The sequence below is a fragment of the Stutzerimonas marianensis genome, assembly GCF_022810315.1.
Taxonomy (GTDB): Bacteria; Pseudomonadota; Gammaproteobacteria; order Pseudomonadales; family Pseudomonadaceae; genus Stutzerimonas; species Stutzerimonas marianensis.
This window is the reverse complement of sequence record NZ_JALGRD010000009.1, coordinates 193,579-213,920: the sequence shown is the minus strand read 5'-3', so window position 1 is coordinate 213,920 and position 20,342 is coordinate 193,579. Positions and strand designations below refer to the sequence as shown.

Below are 20,342 nucleotides of genomic sequence, written 5' to 3'. Positions count from 1 at the left end.
TCAACCTTCGTCCGTACCGGGGCCGTCCAGGGTGAACGCGAAGCGCTCTTCGCCACGCGCCAGCACGAGCCGATCCGCCTCGATCGCTTGGAGAATCCAGCCGTCCTCGAGCGCGGCGCCGGGATACAGATGTTCGCCGGCGGCATCGATCACATAGGGGTTGGCGCCGAACCAGACCGCCTGGAGCCGCACCCGGGGCTGCTTGAACGGCTCGCGCAGGCTGACCTCGCTGTGCAGCGGCACATGGCGACCATGGCGGCCGTCGAATGCGCGCTGCAGCTCGGCCCACTGTGCCTGCTGCTCGGGAGCGACGCTGCCGCGCGCAACGAGGTGGCCGCCCTGGAGAGTGATGCTCACGCCCTCCAACCCGGCGGCCTGGACGTCGCGTTCGAGCTCGGCGCGTATCGCGTCGGGCGCGGGCCGGTCCACCACTGGCCGGATCGCATCCGCCTCACGTGCCAGGCCCGCCTGCACCGGCGCGGCCTCTTCGCGCAGCACGGCCAGGGCGCCGGCACAGATGAACATGAACAGGATGGCCATCATCCATTGCAGGGTGCCGTTCCACACCGGCGGTGCGGCGACCTCCCCTTCACGACCAGGCGCCGCGAGCGCCAGTCGGGCCTGGCCAACCATGAGCTGGAGCGGCAGACGGGCTCGATAGCCGCTGCCCTGAGCGACCGACACCCTGCGGCCATTCGCTGTGATGACGCTGACGTCGCCACCCAGCGCCTCCACCGAAACGTGACGCGCGGCCAATCGCAGCGTCACGTGAAGCTCGGCGACACCTGGGTCACCGAGTACCAGATCCGATTGCTGACCTGCGCCAATGCTGCAGGCCGCCATATCCAGAGGCAGGGACACGCCCTGATGAACCCCTTCGAGCACGGTGAGCATCGAGGTGTGATGGTGTTCAGCGCCTGACGGGAAGGAAGCCATGGCTGTCATCTGGATCACCTATCGAAACCAAACGCGGGCGGGACCAAGCGCTGCGAGGGACGGCCAAACCGTCGTCTCGCAGGCCGTGACGAGAAACGCGTGAGCGATGCCAGGCACCGCCCACGCGCCCAGGTCAGTTCTGAGGACGCTGCTTGGTGGCGTCGAGCTCAGCCTTCTTCGCCGTGGTGATCTCGGTGATCTTGGCGGACTTCTCAATGGCCATGTCGAACACAGCTTCCATCTTGGCGATGGCTGCGTCGGTGTTGCCGCTGCTCACTGGGGGAGTCGTGCTCATCGGTGTCTCCTGAGAATGTGAAAGGCATTTCAGATGAGGTGATGCGGGTGCATCGCGTTACCGCTGCATATCGACACCCGCTTGTGGCGGGCCTGATCGGCGGCGGTGATTTCATCCTAGGAGCAGGCGCCGACGGCCTGTTGTGAAAGGTTGTGAAAGCTCATGAAGCTAAGCCTTGCAAAGCAGTGACTTAGCGTTGCCAACGAATGAGCGTCAAAAATCGGACAGACTTCGAACCGGCCCTACCACTACTGCAGGCCGTACTTCTTGACCTTGTCGAACAGCGTGGTCTTGGCCAGGCGCAGGGCCACGCTGGCCTGGCTGAGGTTGCCACCGTGGCGCTCCAGGGCGGCGGCCAGCAGGCTGCGCTCGAAGGCTTCCACCGCCTCGGCGAAGCCGGGCCCGGGCACGTCGCCAAGTTGGCCCGGCTTCTTGAAGATGGGCAGGCCCAGGGCGAAGCGCTCGGCGACGTTGCGCAGCTCGCGCACGTTGCCTGGCCAGTCGTGCGCCAGCAGCGCCGCCAGGGTCGGACGGTCGAGTTCCGGCGGCTGCCGGTCGAAACGCAGGGCGGATTGCTGCAGGAAATGCTCGAACAACAGCGGAATGTCCTCGCGACGCTCGCGCAGCGGCGGCAGTTCCAGAGTGACCACGTCGAGCCGGTAGTAGAGGTCGCTGCGAAATTCGCCGGTACGGCCCATCTCGGCCAGGTCCGCCTTGGTTGCAGCGATGATGCGGCAGTCCAGCGCGATCGACTCGTTGGAACCGAGCCGCTCCAGGCAATGCTCCTGCAGCACCCGCAGCAGCTTGATCTGCAGATTGAGCGGCATGCTTTCGATCTCGTCGAGAAACAGGGTGCCGCCGTTGGCGTATTCCATCTTGCCGATGCGCCGCTTGCTCGCGCCGGTAAAGGCATGCGCCTCGTGGCCGAAGATTTCGCTTTCGAAGAGATTTTCCGGCAGGCCGCCGCAGTTCAGCGCCACGTACGGCCGGCCGCGTCGCCCACTGCTGTCGTGCAGGCAACGGGCGATCAGCTCCTTGCCGGTGCCGGTCTCGCCAACGATCAACACGTTGGCATCGGTGTCGGCGACGTTGCTGATGAGCCCGCGCAGCTGCTCGATCGCTGGCGAGCGACCGATGATGCGCTGCTCCAGCGCCTGGCGCCCGGCCAGGTGACGCCGCAGTTGCGAGACTTCGCGCGCCAGGGCGCGCTGTTCCAGGGCCCGACGGGTCACCTCGACGAGACGCTCGGGCGAGAAGGGTTTTTCGATGAAGTCATAGGCACCGTTGCGCATCGCGCTGACCGCCATGCCGATGTCGCCGTGGCCGGTGATCAGCACCACCGGCAGCGCCGGATCGTCCTGATGCAGCCGCTCCAGCAGTTGCAGACCGTCCATGCGCGGCAGCCGGATGTCACTGATGACGATGCCAGCGAAGTCCTGGCCGATCTGCTTGAGCGCCTCCTCCGCGCTGGCTACGCCGATGCACGCGATGTCCTCGAGCTCGAGTGCCTGGCGACAGCCGAGCAATACATGGGGGTCGTCTTCGACGATCAGAACGGTCAGGGTTTCGGTCATGAGGCGCGGCTATCCGGGCTCGAACATTGCGTGGACCGCGGCAGGGTGAGGACGAACGCGGCGCCTCCCTCCGGCGGATGAGTGACCGTCAGGGTACCGTTGGCGGCCGCCGCGAGGCTTGCCGAAAGGGTCAGCCCGAGGCCCAGGCCGGCATCGCCGGGTTTGGTGGTGTAGAACAGCTCGAACAGATGATCGCGCGCCTGCGGCGGGACACCGGGACCGTTGTCACGCACCTCGACGGCGTATTCATCGCCGCGCTGCCGCCCGGTGAGCCACAGCCGGGGCGCTTGCTGCTCCCTTACCGCATCGAGCGCATTGGCGATGAGATTGACCAGGATCTGCTCGAGACGTGTCTGGTCGATCGGCAGCTCCACCTGGTCGTAATCCCGCTCGATCAGCGGACGCACCGTCTCGAGGCGCGGATGCAACATCAGCAAAGATGTCTCGATTGCCGTGTGCAGCTGCGCATGACCGGTGTCGTCCGTGCCGCGGGCGAAGGCCCGCAGGCTGCCGGTGATCTTGCCCACACGATCGACCAGTTCGCTGATGGACTCGAGGTTGGCGCTGGCCGTATCGATCGCCCCGCGTTGCAGGAAGCGCACCGCGTTGGCCGACAGCGTACGCAGGGCGGCGAGCGGCTGGTTGATCTCATGCGCGAGGTTGGTGGACATCTGGCCGATGACCGCCAGCTTGCCGGCGCGCACCAGTTCGTCCTGGGCCATGCGCAGGGTCTGCTCGGCCTGCAGCCGCTCGCGAATCTCGGCCTTGAGGCGCTCATTGGTGGCGCACAGATCGGCCGTGCGCACGTCGATCCGCAACTCCAGTTCGCGATTGGCGCGCTCGAGCGCTTCGCGGGCATCCAGGCGGGTGGTGATGACCTTGCGCCGCTGGTTCCAGACGATCAGCAGCACGATCAGCAGCGCGCAGGCAGCCGCGGCCAGCATGGCGTTGCTCAGGGCGTTGCGCCGGACCTCCTGCAACGGAGTCAGCAGGGTCAGGTGCCAGGGCGTGTCGTCCAGCTGCAAGCTCTGCGAGAGGTAGTCGACATCCGAGGCGACAGGGTCGGGCAGCCCGCTGTCGTAGCGAACCTGCTCGAGCCCGTCGCCCAGCGAGTCGCGCGCGCGCAGCCGTAGCTCATCGAGACGCCACCAGGAATATTGCTGACTGTTGGCCAGTCGCTCGCGCGTCGCCAGGCTCAACGGGCGCAAGGACTTGAGCCGCATCGCCGGATCGCTGGACAGGATGATCACGCCGTTCTCATCGCTGATGTAGGCCTTCACCTGGGCGCGTGACCAGCGCTCCTCGAGGGTATCGAGGCGGACCTTGACCACCGCGACGCCGTAGATGTGGCCCTGCGCATCGGCCAGGCCGTGCGCCAGGTAATAGCCGGCCTCGCCGCGGGTGCTGCCGATGCCGTAGAAGCGCCCCGGCAAGCCGGCAATGGCCTCCTGGTAGTAGGGTCTGAAGGACAGGTCCTCCCCCATGTAACTGTCCGGCGCCAACCAGTTGCTGGTCGCCACCACCTGCCCCGCCCGGTCCAGCACGTAGACCGCCAGGCTTCCACCACGCTCGTTGAGGCCCTGCAGGTAGCGATTGACCTGTCGCTGCTGCTCGAGATCGTCGGGGGCGTTCAGCAACCGCCTGATGCCATCGTCAAGTTCCAGCAGGCTGGGCAGATAGATGTACTTGCTGATTTCGCTCTCCACCGCCCGGGCATTGAGCTCCAATTGTCGCTCACCGGTTTCGGCCAGCCGGTCGATGCCGGCCTGCTCGCTGGCGATGAACGCCACGTAACCGCAGGCGAACACCGGCAGCAGCAACAGCAAGGGCAGCAGCAGGCGGGTGGTTGAGCGCGGTTTCACTGTGAATGGCATGCCGAGGCGAAATCCTTTGCAATGACCCCATCCAGTTGCGGGGCGTTCCTCGGCAGGGGCCAGCGGTCGAACGAGCGGAGCGAGTGGTCATCGCGGCGCACTGTGCCGTACAGGCGCTGCGTCTCGTTCGAGTCTTCAGAATGGCTCAGCGCACCTGATCGAGCCACTTGTCCAGATCGCGACGGCTGATCTTGCCGTCGTCCTTGGTGTTGTTGGCGTGGTAGCGGATGGTATCGAGAAACTCGAAGAATTCTGAGTTCTCCATCAGAAAACGTACGGCCTCGCGTTGCTCCTCGGTGGTCTCGAGCTTGCCACTGAGCAGCTTCTCGAAATCCTTGTCGCTGACGATGTCATCGCTGCCCTTCCAGTCAGCCCAGTCATCCCAGCTGTCGACGAGGAGGTCGATCTTGTCCTTGTGCTCCTCGTAGAAGGCCGTGTCGAACCGACTGCTGTGCACCACCAGGTCCTTGGTGGTGTCACGGAACCAGTCGTCACCGATGCGCTTGTCCTTCTCGACCTTCTCGGTGAATTCCTTGAAGTGTTCGGGCTGCGCCTCCCACACCGGCATGGACTCGGGAAACCACTCGCGGTACTGCTCGTTGTTCTTCAGGAAGGTGTAGTTATGCTCGTAACGCACGTGAATGAGGTAGTTGAGCTTGTCGCCCCACCCCTCTTCCAGCACACCGTCTTTCTCCAGCCCGCGGAAGAAATCGCGCACCCCTTCGGCGGTGTTCTCGTTGCGTTTCATCGCGGTGACCCCGCCAATGATCGCCGCGATCAGGCCGATCACCGAGCCCGCAGCGCCCAGCACGGAGGACGCGATGGCCGCGCCGCCCACCCCGAACGCCGCCGCGATACCCGTGATACCCATCCCGGTGCCGAACGCGCCGGCGCCGATCTGCAGACCCTTGGCAGCGAATTCCTCGGGCGTGCCGCCTTCCTTGATGAGCTTGTCCAGGCCCATGCCACCCAGCACGATGTCGAGAATGCCGCCGGCCGAGTCGGCCATGCCGCCAATGGCCGACAGCGCGCCGCCGATCCATTGCAGGCGTTGGTTCTTGGGCACCGAGTCCGCGTCCGGGGCGTTGTTGCTGATCGCATCGACGTGGCTGCTGACACGATCGCGCTGATCGTCCGGCAAGGCGGTGATGGTGTCCTCCAGTGCGGGTCGCGAGGCGGTCAGGCGATTATCGAAGGCCTCCCAGAAATTCTCGGGCGTGAAGGGCTTGCCCAGGTCCGGATCCGGGACCTGCGGTTTGACGTCGGGTGCGCCCAGTGCCGGGTCGAGCATCTGCAGCGGGATATCGCTGGTCAGGTCCGGTTTCTTGGGTGGATGGCGCTTGTCCCAAACGGTTTCCCTCAGGTCCTTGCCGATGCCCAGCGCGTCGGCAAGTCCGGCGTTCTTGAACAGTTGATCGAAGGCGCCAGTGACCATGGTGGCCGTCGGCGCCAGCACACCGACGAACGAGAGGAAGTTGCGCGCCACCTCGATCCGCTCCGCCGCGGTTTCGCCGAAATTCAGCCCGCCATCGGACATCTTGTAGATCCCGGCGACCATGCCCAGCATCCCGGCCGACGAGCTCAGCACGCCATGCTTGGCCAGCGACCCGAGCACCCCACCGACTCCGCCGCGCTGATCCAGCGGGATCTTGGCCTTGTCCATGGCCTTGTTCAGCTCGTCGCCGGTGATGGGCTTGGGCTGGGCACTGGGGTCGTTGAGGTTCGCCACGGCACGATCGCGTACCACCTGCTCGATGGCGGGCCTGGCGTTGGTCAGGTTCTCGACCATTTTCTGTTCGCTGGGCTTGAGCTCCAGCTTTTCCTGACCTTTTTCCTTACCGCCGCCGAAGTAGTAGTTGAAGATGTCCGAGCCACGCTTGGACCCGAACAGGGTGGACATGGTGGTGGCGATCATCGTGGTGACGACGTCGCTGGTGGCCTTGTCGAGGTTTTCCGACCCGACACCCTCGGCCCCATCCTCGAATATCTCGTTGAGCTGCTCGATGGGCACGCCGAACTTCAGTTCGATATCGATCTGCTCGGCGAGGTCGGGGTCCAGCGCACGCAAGGACTGCATGTCGCTCGCGTAGCGTGCTTCGGCGACTTCGCCCTTGCCGTCCGCCTTCAGTTCCTCGAGCGCCTCCTGATATTCGGGGTCGCGCATGGTGTCGGCGATCTTGTCGCGCAGCTCGTCCTTGTCCTTGACCTTGTCGACTGCTTCTTTGAAGAACTTCTCGTTGTCCTCGATGATCTCCGGCTCATTGGCCAGCCGTAGCAACTCTTCACCCAGCGCGCTCTCATCCATCAGCCCGCGCATGTCGGCCGGATCCATGTCGACCTGATCAGGCAGGTACGAGGTGTTGTCGCCCGTGCCGAATGCGTTGCGATTGGTCGTGTATGGCAGATACTTGAAGCCCCCGCTGAGGGTCGCCTGGGCTTCGAGCAGCCGCAGGTACTTGGCCTTGTCGGAATCTTCCGGTTCGTCCTTGTAGGCTTCCTTGAGCTTTTCGTAATAGAGCTCGCCGACCGTCTTGTCCTTCTCGGTGGTCTTGGCCCGCATCAGATCGGTTTCTTCAGCGGTGGGCAGGTCCTTGTCCTTGAACACATCGTCCGCGCCCGACTGCTGGCCTTCCACCTGGTCGCCATGCAGCGTGGCGAACTGATCCGGCGTCAGGCTCTCGATCACGATGAACTTGCCGCGCCCCGGCACCTCGATGGCCTTGACGCCATCGGCCAGGGTTTCGACTTTCGAGTCGCCGGTGATGACGGGAGTGTCTTCGTCCGGCTGCAGCACCGAATACCCCTCGTCGTCGATCTTCTCCATGATCGCCTTCTGCTGCTCGTCCATCTTCTTGAGTTCTTCGTACGCCTCGGCGTTGTATTCCTTGGACACGGCGTAACGCTTGCCGTCGCCGGTTTCGAATATCGCCGTGCCGTGTTCGAACAGGTAGCCGTCGCCCTTCTCGGCCACGGTCAGGTTGAAGCCGGTGTCGAAATAGACGGCCGCATCCATGTCCAGAAAGCCGGGGCCGATGAAGCGCAGCGAGCCGAGTTCCGGTAGCGAATCCCCCGGCTCGACCACTTCGAACCCGCGCGCCTCGTACTGCCCGAGCCACTTGGCGTGCTCCTCCGACAGCCCGGCCTTTTCCCAGGCAGGGCCGCCCTCGACCTCGCCGTTGTCGAGCATCGCCTTGGCCTGCTCGTGGAGTTCGGGATGCAGGTCCGGGTGGATCAAGACTTCCTTGCCGTCCTTGTCGGTGACGAGCAGCATGTCGTCCCACAGCAACAGGCGGTCACCGGTACGGGCCTGCCAGTGATCGTCGACGTTGGCGATGTCGTCCTCGTCGAGCGTGAAGTCGTTCTCCGCCAGCGGCGGCTTGTTGTCCAGGTAGGGGCCACGATCTTCGAGGATTTCCTCGCGCCGCTGATCGCGTGCCTTGCCCTCATCGGCACGCTTGAGGATGGCTTCGAAGACATCCATCAGGATATTTTTTTCAGGCAGGGTCTGGGTATCGCGATTGACGACCGGATCGGTTTTGCTCATGGCACGGGGCTCCCTGGGCCAGGACGAGGGGCGCAGGACGACTACGAGGAATGCACCCGGCCACTGCCGTCAGAGCGAAACAAACGCTGATCTACTGCGTCGTGGACGTCCTTATCGATCGGTCCGAGTCGAGCAACCGGCCATGAGCATCCCTCATGTCCGCTGGTTTCGGATCATTGAAGCAACCGCTCCGACCCCGCTCAACGCACAACTGTCATATTTCACAGGTTTTCACAGCCTGACCTGAAAGGCCCGAGCCCTGACGCCCTCTACGCACGCTCGCTCAGCCCCAGACGAACGCCAAGACCGATCAGCACCGAGCCCAGCACCCGGTCCAGCCACAGACCCAAGCGCCGGTTCGCTCGCAGGGCCGAGCTGGCCCGCGCCGCCAGCAGGACCAGCGCGCATTCGATGACGATCGCCACGAGCACGACCAGCCCGCCCAGGACCAGCAATTGCACGGCCACCGCGCCCTGCTCCGGTCGCACGAACTGGGGCAGAAAGGCCATGAAGAAAATCGCCGCCTTGGGATTGAGAATGTCGACGAGGATGCCCTGCCGATACGCCTGCAGCGCGGAGGTACGCGGCGCCGGACGCAGGTTGAACTGGCCGCCGGCCGAACGCAGCGCCTGGATCCCCAGGTACAGGAGATAGGCTGCGCCGACGTACTTGACCACCGCGAAGGCGAGCGCCGAGGTCGCCAGGATCGCCGACAAGCCCAGCGCCGCCGCGGCGACGTGCACCAGTGCCCCGCTGCAGACGCCGCATGCCGAGGCCACCCCGATGCGCCGGCCGCCGCTGAGCGTACGCGACAAGACGAACAGCAGGTCAGGCCCCGGCGCAAGGTTCAGCGCCAGCGCCGCCGAGAAGAACACCCACCAATAGGCTGCATCGGACATAGCGCCCTCCCACCTCAGCCGGCATGAACACAGGGCTGCCGCCCGGTTCGAAGGCGAAGCCGTTGCGGCGCTTCGCCACGCCTTTTTGCCCCGAAAGCGATCAATGTAGTCCCGCTGCCTGAAAGGTGCCAGGCGACGCTCATCCAGATTTACGAAGCAGTTCGTCGGAAAACCGGCACAAGCTCGCGTTTCCGACTATTTATTGTCACAACCCTGAACTACTTTTCGATGACAATTGTCGAAGCCGTCAGCCCGCGGCAGGGAACAGGGCACCCCAGGCGTGCCCACTCAAAGCAAAGGAAATGCTCATGAACGACAAAGCGTGCTCAGCCCTCGTATCCACTCCCTCGCGAGTCACCCTGTTGTCCCACAGCGAAGTTCTGGACACCGCCCTGCGCCAATACCTGCATGAACTGCCGCACCTGCGCATGAATCGCAGCGCCACCGTGCGCACAGACCAGGCCGACGCCGAGCTGGTACTGGTGGATGTCGCCAGCTTCGACAACGCCGAGTGCGAACGCATCCTGCGCAAACTGCGTGACGTGCCCATCGCGCTGCTCAATGCGCAACCGGACCAGGCCCGCCTGCTGCTGGTCAAGCACCCCTGGGTCAGAGGCGTGTTCTACCCCTCGACCACACGCAGCATCCTGCACCGCGGCGTCACGACGATCCTCGAGGGCGGCGACTGGCTGCCCCGCGCGCTGATGGAAAAACTGCTGGGCCGTTACCGCGAGCTGACCAGTGCCTCGCGTGCCATCGACGACCTGTCCGAGCGCGAAAAGCAGATCCTCGCGCTTGCCGGTAAAGGCCTGTCGAACGCCGAGATCGCCGAACGCCTGCACCTGAGCACCCACACCATCAAGAGCCACATCCACAATGCCTTGGGCAAGCTGGGTGCCTCCAATCGGGCCCAGGGCGCATCCCTGGTGCTCGGCCACGCTGGCGAGGCGCTGAGTTGACAGCCGTCGCGCGTGGTCTGGCCCGGCTCGGCAGGGCTCCAGCGACCGGCACCGGCCCGCGCGACATTTCCCCTCCCTTCCTGCACGACATCCAGCGTCCCGCTCGGGAGGACGCTGCGCTGTCGCGCACGATGAATCGTAACGAGATCAACGCATCGTTCGAACACGACCCTGAACTTGCGAAGGAGCTGTCATGAACCGGCGATACCTCCCCGGCGGCCTGCTGGCCAGCCTGTTGCTCAGCACCAGCGTCGGTGCGACCGAACTGGTCTACACCCCGGTCAACCCCTCGTTCGGCGGCAACCCGCTCAATGGCGCCTGGCTGCTGGGTAACGCCCAGGCGCAGAACGACACCAAGGACCCGGACGCGATCGACCGCTCGTCACTGACCGGCACCTCCGCGCTGGACCGTTTCACCAGCCAGCTCGAGTCCCGCCTGCTGTCGGATCTGCTCGGCGACGTGCGCGACGGCAAGACCGGCTCGATCACCACCGATGACTTCATCGTCAACATCATCAACGACGACCTGGGCAACCTGGTCGTGAACATCACCGACCGGTTGACCGGCGAAACCTCCGAAATCGTGATCGGACAGAACTGACCGGGAGCTTAAAAGGCCATGAGAAGCCTATTCGTCGCCGTCGGGATGATGGCCTTGCTGCAGGGGTGCGCCGTACGCGAACCCATGTCCGCCGACCAGGAAACCCCCACCCTGACGCCGCGCACCTCGACCTACCAGGACCTGCTTGAACTGCCTCGCCCCAAAGGCCCGCTGGTGGCCGCCGTGTATGGCTTCCGCGACCAGACCGGGCAATACAAACCGAGCCCGGCAAGCTCGTTCTCCACTGCCGTGACCCAGGGAGCGGCCAGTATGCTGGTCGATGCCATGCAAGCCAGCGGCTGGTTCATCGTGCTCGAGCGCGAAGGCCTGCAGAACGTGCTCACCGAGCGCAAGATCATCCGCGCCTCGCAGGCCAAGCCCGACGTGGCGCCGAACATCCAGAACGAGCTGCCGTCGCTGCTGGCGGCGAACATCATCATGGAAGGCGCCATCGTCGCCTACGAGACCAACGTGCGCAGCGGCGGCCAGGGTGCGCGTTACCTGGGCATCGGCGTGTCGCAGGAATACCGGGTCGACCAGGTGACGGTGAACCTGCGCGCAGTGGACGTGCGCAGCGGTCAGGTGCTGTCGAACGTCATGACGACCAAGACGATTTATTCCATCGGCCGCAACGCCAACGTCTACAAGTTCATCGAGTTCAAGGAACTGCTCGAGGCCGAGGCCGGCTACACCACCAACGAACCCGCCCAGCTCTGTGTGTTGTCGGCCATCGAAGCAGCCGTCGCGCACCTGATCGCACAAGGCGTGGACAGGCGCCTCTGGCAAACCGCTGACAGCTCACCGGCGGTCAAGGACGCCCTGGCCAAATACCGCAGCGTGCCGGCCAAACTCTGACCCATCCCCCGCCGCCGGTCTGGCGGCGGGTCCCTCCCGCCCCCCTCACGCCCTAAAACGGAGCAGCCTGTCTGCCCGCTCCGCTTATTTGAGGCATCGGTCAGGAAATTGCGCCCGGACGGGCTACGCCCAGCGACCTCATCGCCATCGCAATCCCATGAAATAAAAGGGTTTCTGTGTTATTTACGCTGCGCCTTATCACTTGGCGCGGGCATTGCTTTACGAGCAAAGCCTGACCGCTTGGACAACTAATACAAGCAGTCTCAACTGCACCCCAAGGAGCACACGATGAAACGCAGCCTCACCACCGCCGCCTTCGCGGCCGGGTTGATCCTCAGCGGCCAAGCCATGGCCGCGCCGATGCTGTGGCAGAACAACAGCCTGACGTACCTGTACGGCAAGAACTTCGCCGTCGACGCCGGCGAAATCCAGCAGACCATCACGTTCGAACACGCCAGCGGCTGGACCTGGGGCGACATGTTCCTGTTCGTCGACAACAAGTGGTACAACGGCATCTCCGGCAGCGACGGCCACACCTACTACGGCGAATTCAGCCCGCGCCTGTCGCTGGGCAAGCTCACCGGCACGGACCTGTCGTTCGGCCCGGTAACCGACATCTTGCTCTCGGCCACCTACGAGCGCGGCGAAGGCCGTAACCGCAACTACCTGCTCGGCCCAGCCGTCGACCTGAAGGTGCCCGGTTTCGACCGCCTGGCGATCAACACCTACTACCGCAAGCCCGACGGCATCACCGGCAAGCCGGGCGGCCAGTGGCAGATCACGCCGACCTGGGCCATCACCGTGCCGGTCGGCAAGTCCGATATCCTCATCGACGGCTACATCGACTGGGTCGTCAACGACGCCGGCTCCAAGTCTAGGGGCGACTACCTCGCCAAGAATTTGCACATCAACCCACAGGTGAAGTACGACCTGGGCAAGGCGCTGGATTACACCCCCGGCAAGCTCTACGTCGGTATCGAGTACGACTACTGGTCGAACAAGTACGGCATCGAGGACAGCAGCGCTTTCAACACCGACAACAACGTCACCAACTTCATCGTCAAGGCGCACTTCTAAGGCAACGGCCCGCCGGGCCGCCCGTCCTTACGACAAACGATCAACGGCCGCTGGCAGACCCCAGCGGCCGTTTTTCATCCCACCCGATCAGGCGGAGGCCAGGATTGACTAGGCACCCGCCCGCGTCATGAGCCGTGCCACCGCCTCGCGCGATTGCCGACCCAGCTCGGCCAGGTCCAGCCCGGGGAGGCGGTCATCTTCGACCACCCGGCGCCCACCGACGAGCAGCGCCTTGAGCGGCGCACGCCCACCGCTGGCGATGGGGCCGATGGCCGGGTCGTGCAGGCCGAAATAGCGCGGGTCATCCAGCCGGTAGATCGCCAGGTCCGCGGCCTGGCCGACCGCCAGCGTACCGATGGCATCGAGCCCCAGCACCTTGGCCCCACCGGCAGATCCCCAGCGCAACACATCCTCGATGCTGGCCGCATCGGCGCCGCCTTCGAACTTGCCGCCTGCGTAGCGCGGCCGCGCCTGTTCGCCCTTGCGCGCCCGCTGCAGCAGCCAGGCGGCATGGGCTTCGGACTGCATGTCTGCCGCTTCATTGGAGGCAGCGCCGTCGACACCCAGCGACACCGTGACACCGGCCGCTTCCAGCGCCGGCAGGTCGGCGATGCCGCTGCCCAGGCGACCGTTGCTCTGCGGGCAGCTGGCGATGCCGGTGCCGGTTTCACCGAGCAGCCGGATCTCCTCGGGCAGCAGCTTGACCAGGTGCGCGAACCAGACATCCGACCCGAGCCAGCCCTGCTCGGCGCAGAACTGCACCGGTGTCATGCCGAACTTGCCGCGCGCGGCGTCCAGGTAATCGACCGTCTCGGACAGGTGGCTGTGCAGGCGGATGCCGAGTCGGCGCGCCACGTCCGCCGTCAGGCGCAGCTCGTCCGGTGTGGTGGAATGCAACGTCGTGGTAGGGGCCATCACCACGCGGCGCCAGGCGTCGGCCGCCGGGTCGTGATAGCGCGAGACCAGCCGCTCGACATCCGCCAGGTAATCATCGATACGCTCCGGGCGCAGCGCCTGCGGCAGGTCGGCTTCGAGCTGCCGCGTCTGGGTCGCACCGCCACGGCAGAGCACGAAGCGCACTCCCAACGCCTCGGCCTCCTCGAACAGAATGGCCGCGCTGTCGAAGGGCATGCCGGGGTAATAGAGGTAGTGATGATCGGCCACGGTGCCGCAACCCGAACGCACCAGCTCGACCAGGCCGATGCGCGCGGCCAGCCGGAAGCTGTCCTCGTCGAAGGCTCCGCGGAAGCGATAGGGCGTGGCCGCGAGCCAGGGGGTCAGTGTCTGGTTCAGGCCCTGGGGCTCGCCCTTGAGCAGCGACTGGAACAGGTGATGATGGGTGTTGACCCACGCCGGGTAGATCACGCAATCGCGGGCGTCGATGAGGGGTTCGCCGGGCTGGGCTTCGAGCGAGCCGATGGCCGCGATGCGACCGTCGACGACGCGGATGTCGGGCCCGATGTGCCGCGCCCCGTCGTCCGGCAGGCCGGTGAGAATGGCGCTGGCGTTGCGGATCAGCCAGTTGTTCATTTGCATCTGTGTTGTCCTGTCAGAAAAAGAATCGGGCCGGTTTGGTCCGGAAGGACGGTGCCGGTGCGGACTCAGCGTGGCGCTTATCGTCGCAGTGAAGATGGAAGTGCACAGCGACATCCCCCTGCCGCGGCCTCGGCTTCGACGTAGGGTGGAAAACCGCACCGCGTTCTCCACCGCCCGCCTGCATCGCTTGCCGCCCTACCCCTGCTCGCTCTCATGCCAGTGCCCGAGGCTCGCCCGCGCCAGCATGGCCATCAGGCTGAACAGCAGCACGCCGGTCAGGGCGATGAGAAAGAGCGCGGCGAACAGCCGCGGGATGTTCAGCTGAAAGCCGGCCTGCAGGATCTGGTAGGCCAGCCCGGCGCCCGTGCCGCCGGTGCCGGCGACGAACTCGGCGACCACCGCGCCGATCAGTGCCAGGCCCGAAGCGATGCGCAGCCCCCCGAAGAAGTATGGCAAGGCGCTGGGGATGCGCAGGCGCACCAGCGTTTGCCAGCGGCTCGCGCGGTTGAGCCGGAACAGGTTCAGCAGCCCCGGATTGACGCTGCGCAGACCGAGCACGGTGTTGGAAATGATCGGAAAGATCGCCACCAGCGTGGCGCAGATGGTCAGCGCCAGCGTGGTGTTGCTCACCCAGATGATGATCAGTGGTGCGATGGCGACCACCGGCGTCACCTGCAGCAGAATCGCGTAGGGGAACAGGCTCGCTTCGATCACCCGGCTCTGCACGAACAGAAACGCCGCGACCACGCCGAGCACCACAGCCAGCGCGAACGAGAGAAAGGTGATCTTCAGCGTCACCAGCAGCGCGCCGAACAGCATCGGCCCGTCGGCGACCAGCGTACGGGCGATGTCCACCGGCGTCGGCACCAGATAGGTCGGCACCTTCAGCGCCACGCAGAGGAACTGCCAGAGGCCCAGCAGTACCAGGCCGACCAGCAGCGGTGCGGCGACGCGCTGGATGCGCGGGTTGGCCAGCAGGGGTTGGGTGCGTTCGTTCATGTCGTCACCTCAGTGGCCGGCATCGGCGTTGGCTTCGGCGAGCAGCCGGGACAGCTGCGCGCACTGCTGGATAAAAGCGGCGCTGGTGGCGAAACGCCTCGTCGCGCTCGTCCGGCCCTTCAATGGCGACATCGGCCAGCACCCGCCCCGGTCGCGCGCCCATCACCACCACGCGCGACGACAGAAACACTGCCTCGTAAATACTGTGCGTGACGAACACCACGGTCAGGTCGCGTGCCCGCCAGAGCTCGCGCAGATCGCTGTCCAGGCGGTTACGGGTGAATTCGTCGAGCGCGCCGAACGGTTCATCCATCAGGAGCAGGTTGGGCTGGGTTGCCAGCGCGCGGGCGATGGAGGCGCGCATCTGCATGCCACCGGACAGTTCGCGCGGATAAACGCCGCCGAACTTGCCCAACCCAACCAGCTCCAGCGCAGCCTGCACGCGCTCGTTGCCCTCGGCCTTCGGCACACCGGCCAGATCCAGCGGCAGGCGCGCGTTGTCGGCTACCCGCGCCCAGGGCATCAGCGTCGCCTCCTGAAACACCATGGCCATGCGCTGGCCGGTTTCGGAGGCATTCAGGTCACCCTTGCCCCACCAGCGCACGTGCCCCGCCGAGGGCGCCTCGAGCCCGGCGAACATCTTCAGCAGGGTGCTCTTGCCGCAGCCGGACGGGCCGAGCAGCGAGACGAACTCACCGCGGCCAATCGACAGTTTCAGCCGCTGCAACGCCTGGGTGCCGTTGGGATAGGTCTTCTCGACGCCGTTCGCCAGCAGCACCGGCAAGGGTTCGTGGGCGGCCGCACCCAGCGCGGGGTGGGCCGTGTCGACAGGGATCGAGTGCATCAGCATGACGGCACGCTCCGTTCAGGGTGCAGGAAGGCAACAGGCGTGGCGCGGCGTGTGGATCGGATCGGGTTCATGCACGGTTCTCCAAGGCGGTTGGGCATCCGGCCGGCTCGTCTTTGCGAGCGGGGCCGGGGACGCTAGGCAGTCATGAAGATTTCGCTTTCGCCGTGCGCCTCCAGCAGCGCCAGCAATTGCTTGCGGATCACGATGCCGGGCTTGTCCGATGGCATGTGGAATTCCACCCGCCGACGGGTATCGACGCAGGCGTCGTATTCGGTGGCTTCAAGGATCTCGCGGTCCTCGGCAGTGATCGCCGCGTCCCAGTCGATCAATTCCTGGGTCGGGCATTGCGCTTCGCTGTCGTTGCGGTAGAGCCACTGCACCAGCATCAGCCGGCCGTCGTCGATAGGCGTGGCGCAGTTGTAGATGATGTGGTGGATGCCGCTGTCCGGGTACATGCAGCCAAAACGCCGCGAGAACGGCAGGTAGTAGCGGTTGATCAGATGGCGGTTGGTGATCGGCGCGGTGGTGCCGGTGATGCGATAACTCGCCTCGGGGTTGCGGATCGGCACCAGCGTTTCGGCCTCGAAGCCGTAATCGGTCTCGCGGAACTCGTAGGAGGACGGCTTGGGCTGGTCGAACAGGCCGAAATTGGCCTTGTGCACGAAGGAGAAGTGCGAGTTGTCGAAGGAGTTCTCCATGACCCGCAGCGGGCTGGTCTTCCACTCCTCGTAGAACTGGAAGATGCGTCGGTAGCCGGGCGCGCCGTCTTCCGGAAAGTCCGGGATCGGCCGTAGCGGGTCCTCGAGCGCGACCCAGACGTAGCCGTAGCGGTCCTGGCAGTGGAAGGTCTCGACCTTGGCGCCAGGCGGAATCATCCCTTCGGGATTTTGCGGGATCTTCACGCAGGCGCCGCTGCAGTCGTACTCCCAGCCGTGGTAGCCGCAGGCCAGGTTGCCGTCTTCGCTGATGAAGCCTTTCGACAGCTTGGCGGTGCGGTGGCAGCAGCGGTCGCGCATGGCGACCGGCGTGCCGTCCGGCTTCTGCCACAGCACCAGCGGCTCGCCGAGCAGGGTGAAGGGTTGCGGTCCCTCGGCGAGTTTCGCGGTGGGCATGAGCGCGTACCAGAAGCGGCGCAGTACGGGTTGTTTGGTGACCAGCATAGCGGTGTCCTCATCGATCTTGGCGTGGCCCGGCTTCAGGCGCCGGGCTCGTAATTGGCCCGGGCGGGTTACGGCAGCACCTTCTGCGCGCCCTGGACGAAACGCAGGTCGTAGCCCTGCTTGTAATCGACGCCCGCGCCGAGCAGGCCGGCCTCGACCATGTAGTCGCGGGTCTTCTGCCAGCGCGCGGCGGTCATCACACCGATGCCCGCGGTGGCCGCATCGCCCCCGGTGACCAACTGAAATTCCTTCATCCGTTCGAGGCCCCAGGCGATCTGCGCATCGCTCATGTTGGGGTTGTCCTGCTTGATCAACGCGTTGCCCGGCGCGGGATTGGCCAGGTAGCTTTTCCAGCCTTCCATGGTGGCGTCGTAGAAGCGCTGCAGCACCTCGGGCCGCGCTTCGATCAGGTCGCGGCGGGTCACCAAGGTCGAGCCGTAAGGCGGATAGCCGTGGTCGGCGAACAGATAGAAGTTGGCCTCCACCCCCTGCTGCCGGGCCTGGAACAGCTCGGAGCTGGCGTAGGCCTGCTGCGCCACGTTCGGGTCGGCGAAGAACGGCTGCAGGTTGAAGGTGTAGGGGCGGGTCTGGCTGTCGTTCAGCCCGTACTTGGCCTTGAGCCAGGGCCACCAGGACGTCTGCCCGGAGGTGGCGACCAGGATGGTCTTGTCCTTCAGGCCGTCCAGGCCCTTGACGTCGCCATGGGTGAGCAACCCCTGCGGATCGCCCTGGAAGCAGGCGCCGATGGCCACCACCGGCAGGCCCTGCTCGAGATTCTTCAGCACCTGGAAGTCGTAGCCGACGATCACATCGGCCTTGCGCGCCAGCAACAGCTGCATGCCGTTGACCTGCGGCCCACCCATCTTCACGGTCACGTCCAACCCGTGCTTTTCGTAAATGCCCTCGGCCACCGCCTGGTAGAAGCCGCCGTGCTCAGCCTGGGCGTACCAGGAGGTGAGCAAGGTGAGCTTGTCGTTGGCGTGCGCCGAGGCAGCCGCCAGCGTGGCGCCCAGCAGGATAGCGGGCCACAGGGCCCGACGCAGCAGCGTGCGCAGCGGGGACGCGGCGCGTCCCGATTCCGTCGTTTTCATAGGGTGAACTCCATCGGCAAGGCACGGGAATGCCGCCGGCTGCAAAAAGCGGCCGGCAGGCGAACGAAGCAAGGGAAAGCGAGGCGAAGGCATCCGGCCGGTCGGCACGGGTGGGCTGAAGCGAACGAGCGGCACGGCATGATGCATGGCGGTGGTCCTCTCTCCTGTCGAACCCTGGCGGGCATGAACAAGCACCCGCAAACGGGGTGTGCGGCCATGGAGCCGCAAGAGCAATGTCCCGCGCCACCGGCGAACCGGGCGGCGCTAACCGCTTCTACTCGAAGGGTCACGTAGCAGAAGCTGTGCCAGATCGATGTGGCGCGCGGAGCACGGCGCGCCAGGGCCGATAGTTGACGGATCGGCCAGTTTCGCCGCCGCGCTGGCTGCGTCATGGCGCGCCGGTACGCGCGCGACAAAACCGAGCAGCCCGTCTTCACCGGAGCCGCGTTTTGGTGCAAGAAGCGCAAAGCCACCCATGGCGAAGGTCCTCCATCTGATCCGCCCGCACGACCCACGACGCCCGTCAGCTCCCCATCTGACGCGGGCTGGCGATGCATGCGGCGCGCGTTCCAGCGATAAAACCTAAGCAAGTGGTCAGCTTCTTGCACTCACCCGGCTACCGAGACAGGCACGCGAGCCTGCAACCACCGTTGTCGCATTTCGAGGCCACTGCCATGCACGAACGAACCGAAGCCGACCTGATCCACGGGCTGGACGACCGCCCCGCTCCCCTGCCCGCCCTGTTCGCCGCCGTCCAGCACCTGCTCGCCAGCTTCGTCGGGATCATCACCCCGCCGCTGGTGATCGGCGCCGTGCTCGGCCTTGGCGAGCATCTGCCATACCTGATCAGCATGGCGCTGATGGTCTCCGGTGTCGGCACGTTCATCCAGGCGCGCAGCCCCTTCGGCATCGGTGCCGGGATGATCTGCCTGCAAGGCACCAGCTTCGCCTTTCTTGGCGCAGTGCTCTCCGCCGGCCTGTTGGTCAAAGGCCGCGGCGGCAGCCCTGACGACATCCTGGCGATGATCTTCGGCGTGTGCTTCTTCGGTGCCTCCGTGCAGATCGTGCTGAGCCGCTTCATCGGCCAGCTGCGCCGCGTGATCACCCCGCTGGTGACCGGAATCGTCATCACCCTGATCGGCGTCAGCCTGATCAAGGTCGGCATCACCGACCTGGGCGGCGGCTTCAAGGCCGACGACTTCGGCGCGCCGCGCAATCTGGCGCTCGGCGCGCTGGTGCTGCTGACCATCATCCTGCTCAACCGCTCGCAGCAACCGTGGCTGCGCCTGTCAGCCATCGTCATCGGCCTGGGCGTGGGCAGCCTCGCGGCCCTGTTCAGCGGCAAGCTGGTTCCGCAGCCTCTGCCCGACCTGCCGCTGGTGAGCCTACCGGTGCCCTTCCGTTTCGGCTTCGCCTTCGACTGGACGGCATTCGTCCCGGTGGCGCTCATCTACGTCATCAGCACCATCGAAACGGTCGGCGACCTGACCGCCAACTGCATGCTTTCGCGCCAGCCGATCGAAGGCCCGAGCTACCTGCGCCGCCTGCGCGGCGGGATTCTCGGTGACGGCGTCAGCTGCCTGATCGCCGCCACTTTCAGCGCTTTTCCCAACACGACCTTCGCGCAGAACAACGGCGTGATCCAGATGACCGGCGTGGCCAGCCGCCATGTCGGGCTGTACATCGGCGCCCTGCTCTTCGCCCTCGGCCTGTTCCCGCTGCTCGGCGCGGTGCTGCAGCAGATCCCTAAGCCGGTGCTCGGCGGCGCCACCCTGATCATGTTCGGCAGCGTCGCCGCCGCCGGCATCCGCATCCTGGCCCAGATCGAACTGGACCGGCGCAGCATGCTGATCATCGCCGCCTCGCTTGGAGTCGGCCTGGGAATTGCTGCGCAACCGGAGCTGCTGCATCAGATGCCCACCCTGGTACGGAATCTGTTCGAGTCGGCCATCACCTGCGGCGGCCTGACCGCGATCCTGCTGGACCTGCTGTTGCCGCGCGATCGAAGCGAAGCGGTTATCGTCGCCCACTCCCATCAGGCATGATCACCACCACGGTGGCGGCCGGACGCCACCGCCTCACGGGGCAAAGG

General features: G+C 65.4%; 17 protein-coding genes. 6 read left to right on the top strand and 11 right to left on the bottom strand.

The annotated features are described in order from the left end of the window. The 6 genes from MST27_RS17010 to MST27_RS16985 all read right to left on the bottom strand — a co-directional run bounded on the left by MST27_RS17010 (position 1) and on the right by MST27_RS16985 (position 9,122). A complete protein-coding gene (locus MST27_RS17010; RefSeq protein ID WP_243607120.1) occupies positions 1 to 945 on the bottom strand; it encodes a SctD/MshK family protein in 945 nt (314 codons plus the stop codon). 124 nt (positions 946 to 1,069) lie between these two features. Continuing rightward, entirely contained in the window at positions 1,070 to 1,231 is a 162-nt protein-coding gene (locus tag MST27_RS17005) for a hypothetical protein (RefSeq protein ID WP_174236515.1), read from the bottom strand. Between the two features lie 248 nt (positions 1,232 to 1,479). Continuing rightward, complete coding sequence (gene aauR / locus MST27_RS17000) at positions 1,480 to 2,805, bottom strand: two-component response regulator AauR (protein ID WP_275973270.1); 1,326 nt, start codon at positions 2,803 to 2,805, stop codon at positions 1,480 to 1,482. Beyond that, positions 2,802 to 4,679 (bottom strand): sensor histidine kinase, encoded by a 1,878-nt coding sequence (locus MST27_RS16995; RefSeq protein WP_243607119.1) that lies wholly within the window; start codon positions 4,677 to 4,679, stop codon positions 2,802 to 2,804. The genes aauR and MST27_RS16995 overlap by 4 nt, the downstream gene beginning before the upstream one ends. Positions 4,680 to 4,824: 145 nt before the next feature. Next, positions 4,825 to 8,223 carry a hypothetical protein gene (locus tag MST27_RS16990; protein WP_243607118.1) on the bottom strand — a complete coding sequence of 1,133 codons (3,399 nt, stop codon included), beginning with the start codon at positions 8,221 to 8,223 and terminating at the stop codon, positions 4,825 to 4,827. Between the two features lie 269 nt (positions 8,224 to 8,492). Then, entirely contained in the window at positions 8,493 to 9,122 is a 630-nt protein-coding gene (locus MST27_RS16985) for a LysE family translocator (protein ID WP_243607117.1), read from the bottom strand. Positions 9,123 to 9,430: 308 nt separating this feature from the next. Between MST27_RS16985 and MST27_RS16980 the strand changes: the two genes are divergently transcribed. The 5 genes from MST27_RS16980 to MST27_RS16960 all read left to right on the top strand — a co-directional run bounded on the left by MST27_RS16980 (position 9,431) and on the right by MST27_RS16960 (position 12,614). After that, positions 9,431 to 10,081 carry a helix-turn-helix transcriptional regulator gene (locus MST27_RS16980; protein ID WP_243607116.1) on the top strand — a complete coding sequence of 217 codons (651 nt, stop codon included), beginning with the start codon at positions 9,431 to 9,433 and terminating at the stop codon, positions 10,079 to 10,081. Continuing rightward, positions 10,078 to 10,278, top strand: coding sequence for a hypothetical protein (locus MST27_RS16975; RefSeq protein ID WP_243607115.1), 201 nt, complete (start codon positions 10,078 to 10,080; stop codon positions 10,276 to 10,278). Before MST27_RS16980 ends, MST27_RS16975 begins: the two co-directional genes overlap by 4 nt. Then, on the top strand, positions 10,275 to 10,682 hold the full coding sequence (locus MST27_RS16970; protein WP_243607114.1) for a curli assembly protein CsgF: 408 nt from the start codon (positions 10,275 to 10,277) through the stop codon (positions 10,680 to 10,682). The genes MST27_RS16975 and MST27_RS16970 overlap by 4 nt, the downstream gene beginning before the upstream one ends. Before the next feature lie 18 nt (positions 10,683 to 10,700). Continuing rightward, on the top strand, positions 10,701 to 11,537 hold the full coding sequence (locus MST27_RS16965; RefSeq protein WP_243607113.1) for a CsgG/HfaB family protein: 837 nt from the start codon (positions 10,701 to 10,703) through the stop codon (positions 11,535 to 11,537). A 288-nt stretch (positions 11,538 to 11,825) separates the two neighbouring features. After that, a complete protein-coding gene (locus MST27_RS16960; protein WP_243607112.1) occupies positions 11,826 to 12,614 on the top strand; it encodes an outer membrane protein OmpK in 789 nt (262 codons plus the stop codon). A gap of 108 nt (positions 12,615 to 12,722) precedes the next feature. Here MST27_RS16960 and MST27_RS16955 read toward each other — a convergent pair whose 3' ends face one another. The 5 genes from MST27_RS16955 to MST27_RS16935 all read right to left on the bottom strand — a co-directional run bounded on the left by MST27_RS16955 (position 12,723) and on the right by MST27_RS16935 (position 18,250). Beyond that, positions 12,723 to 14,150: an amidohydrolase family protein gene (locus MST27_RS16955; protein ID WP_243607111.1), complete on the bottom strand. Its 1,428-nt coding sequence runs from the start codon at positions 14,148 to 14,150 to the stop codon at positions 12,723 to 12,725. A gap of 195 nt (positions 14,151 to 14,345) precedes the next feature. Further along, the gene (locus MST27_RS16950) at positions 14,346 to 15,149 is read right to left on the bottom strand and encodes an ABC transporter permease (RefSeq protein WP_243607110.1); all 804 of its coding nucleotides are present in this window, start codon (positions 15,147 to 15,149) and stop codon (positions 14,346 to 14,348) included. 4 nt (positions 15,150 to 15,153) lie between these two features. After that, positions 15,154 to 15,999, bottom strand: a complete 846-nt coding sequence (locus MST27_RS16945) for an ABC transporter ATP-binding protein (protein WP_243607109.1) — start codon at positions 15,997 to 15,999, stop codon at positions 15,154 to 15,156. 134 nt (positions 16,000 to 16,133) lie between these two features. Further along, a complete protein-coding gene (locus MST27_RS16940; RefSeq protein WP_243607108.1) occupies positions 16,134 to 17,159 on the bottom strand; it encodes an aromatic ring-hydroxylating dioxygenase subunit alpha in 1,026 nt (341 codons plus the stop codon). Positions 17,160 to 17,227: 68 nt separating this feature from the next. Then, positions 17,228 to 18,250, bottom strand: coding sequence for an ABC transporter substrate-binding protein (locus tag MST27_RS16935; RefSeq protein WP_243607107.1), 1,023 nt, complete (start codon positions 18,248 to 18,250; stop codon positions 17,228 to 17,230). A gap of 674 nt (positions 18,251 to 18,924) precedes the next feature. Here MST27_RS16935 and MST27_RS16930 point away from each other — a divergent pair. Continuing rightward, positions 18,925 to 20,295, top strand: a complete 1,371-nt coding sequence (locus tag MST27_RS16930; protein ID WP_243607106.1) for a uracil-xanthine permease family protein — start codon at positions 18,925 to 18,927, stop codon at positions 20,293 to 20,295. Positions 20,296 to 20,342: the final 47 nt, after the last annotated feature.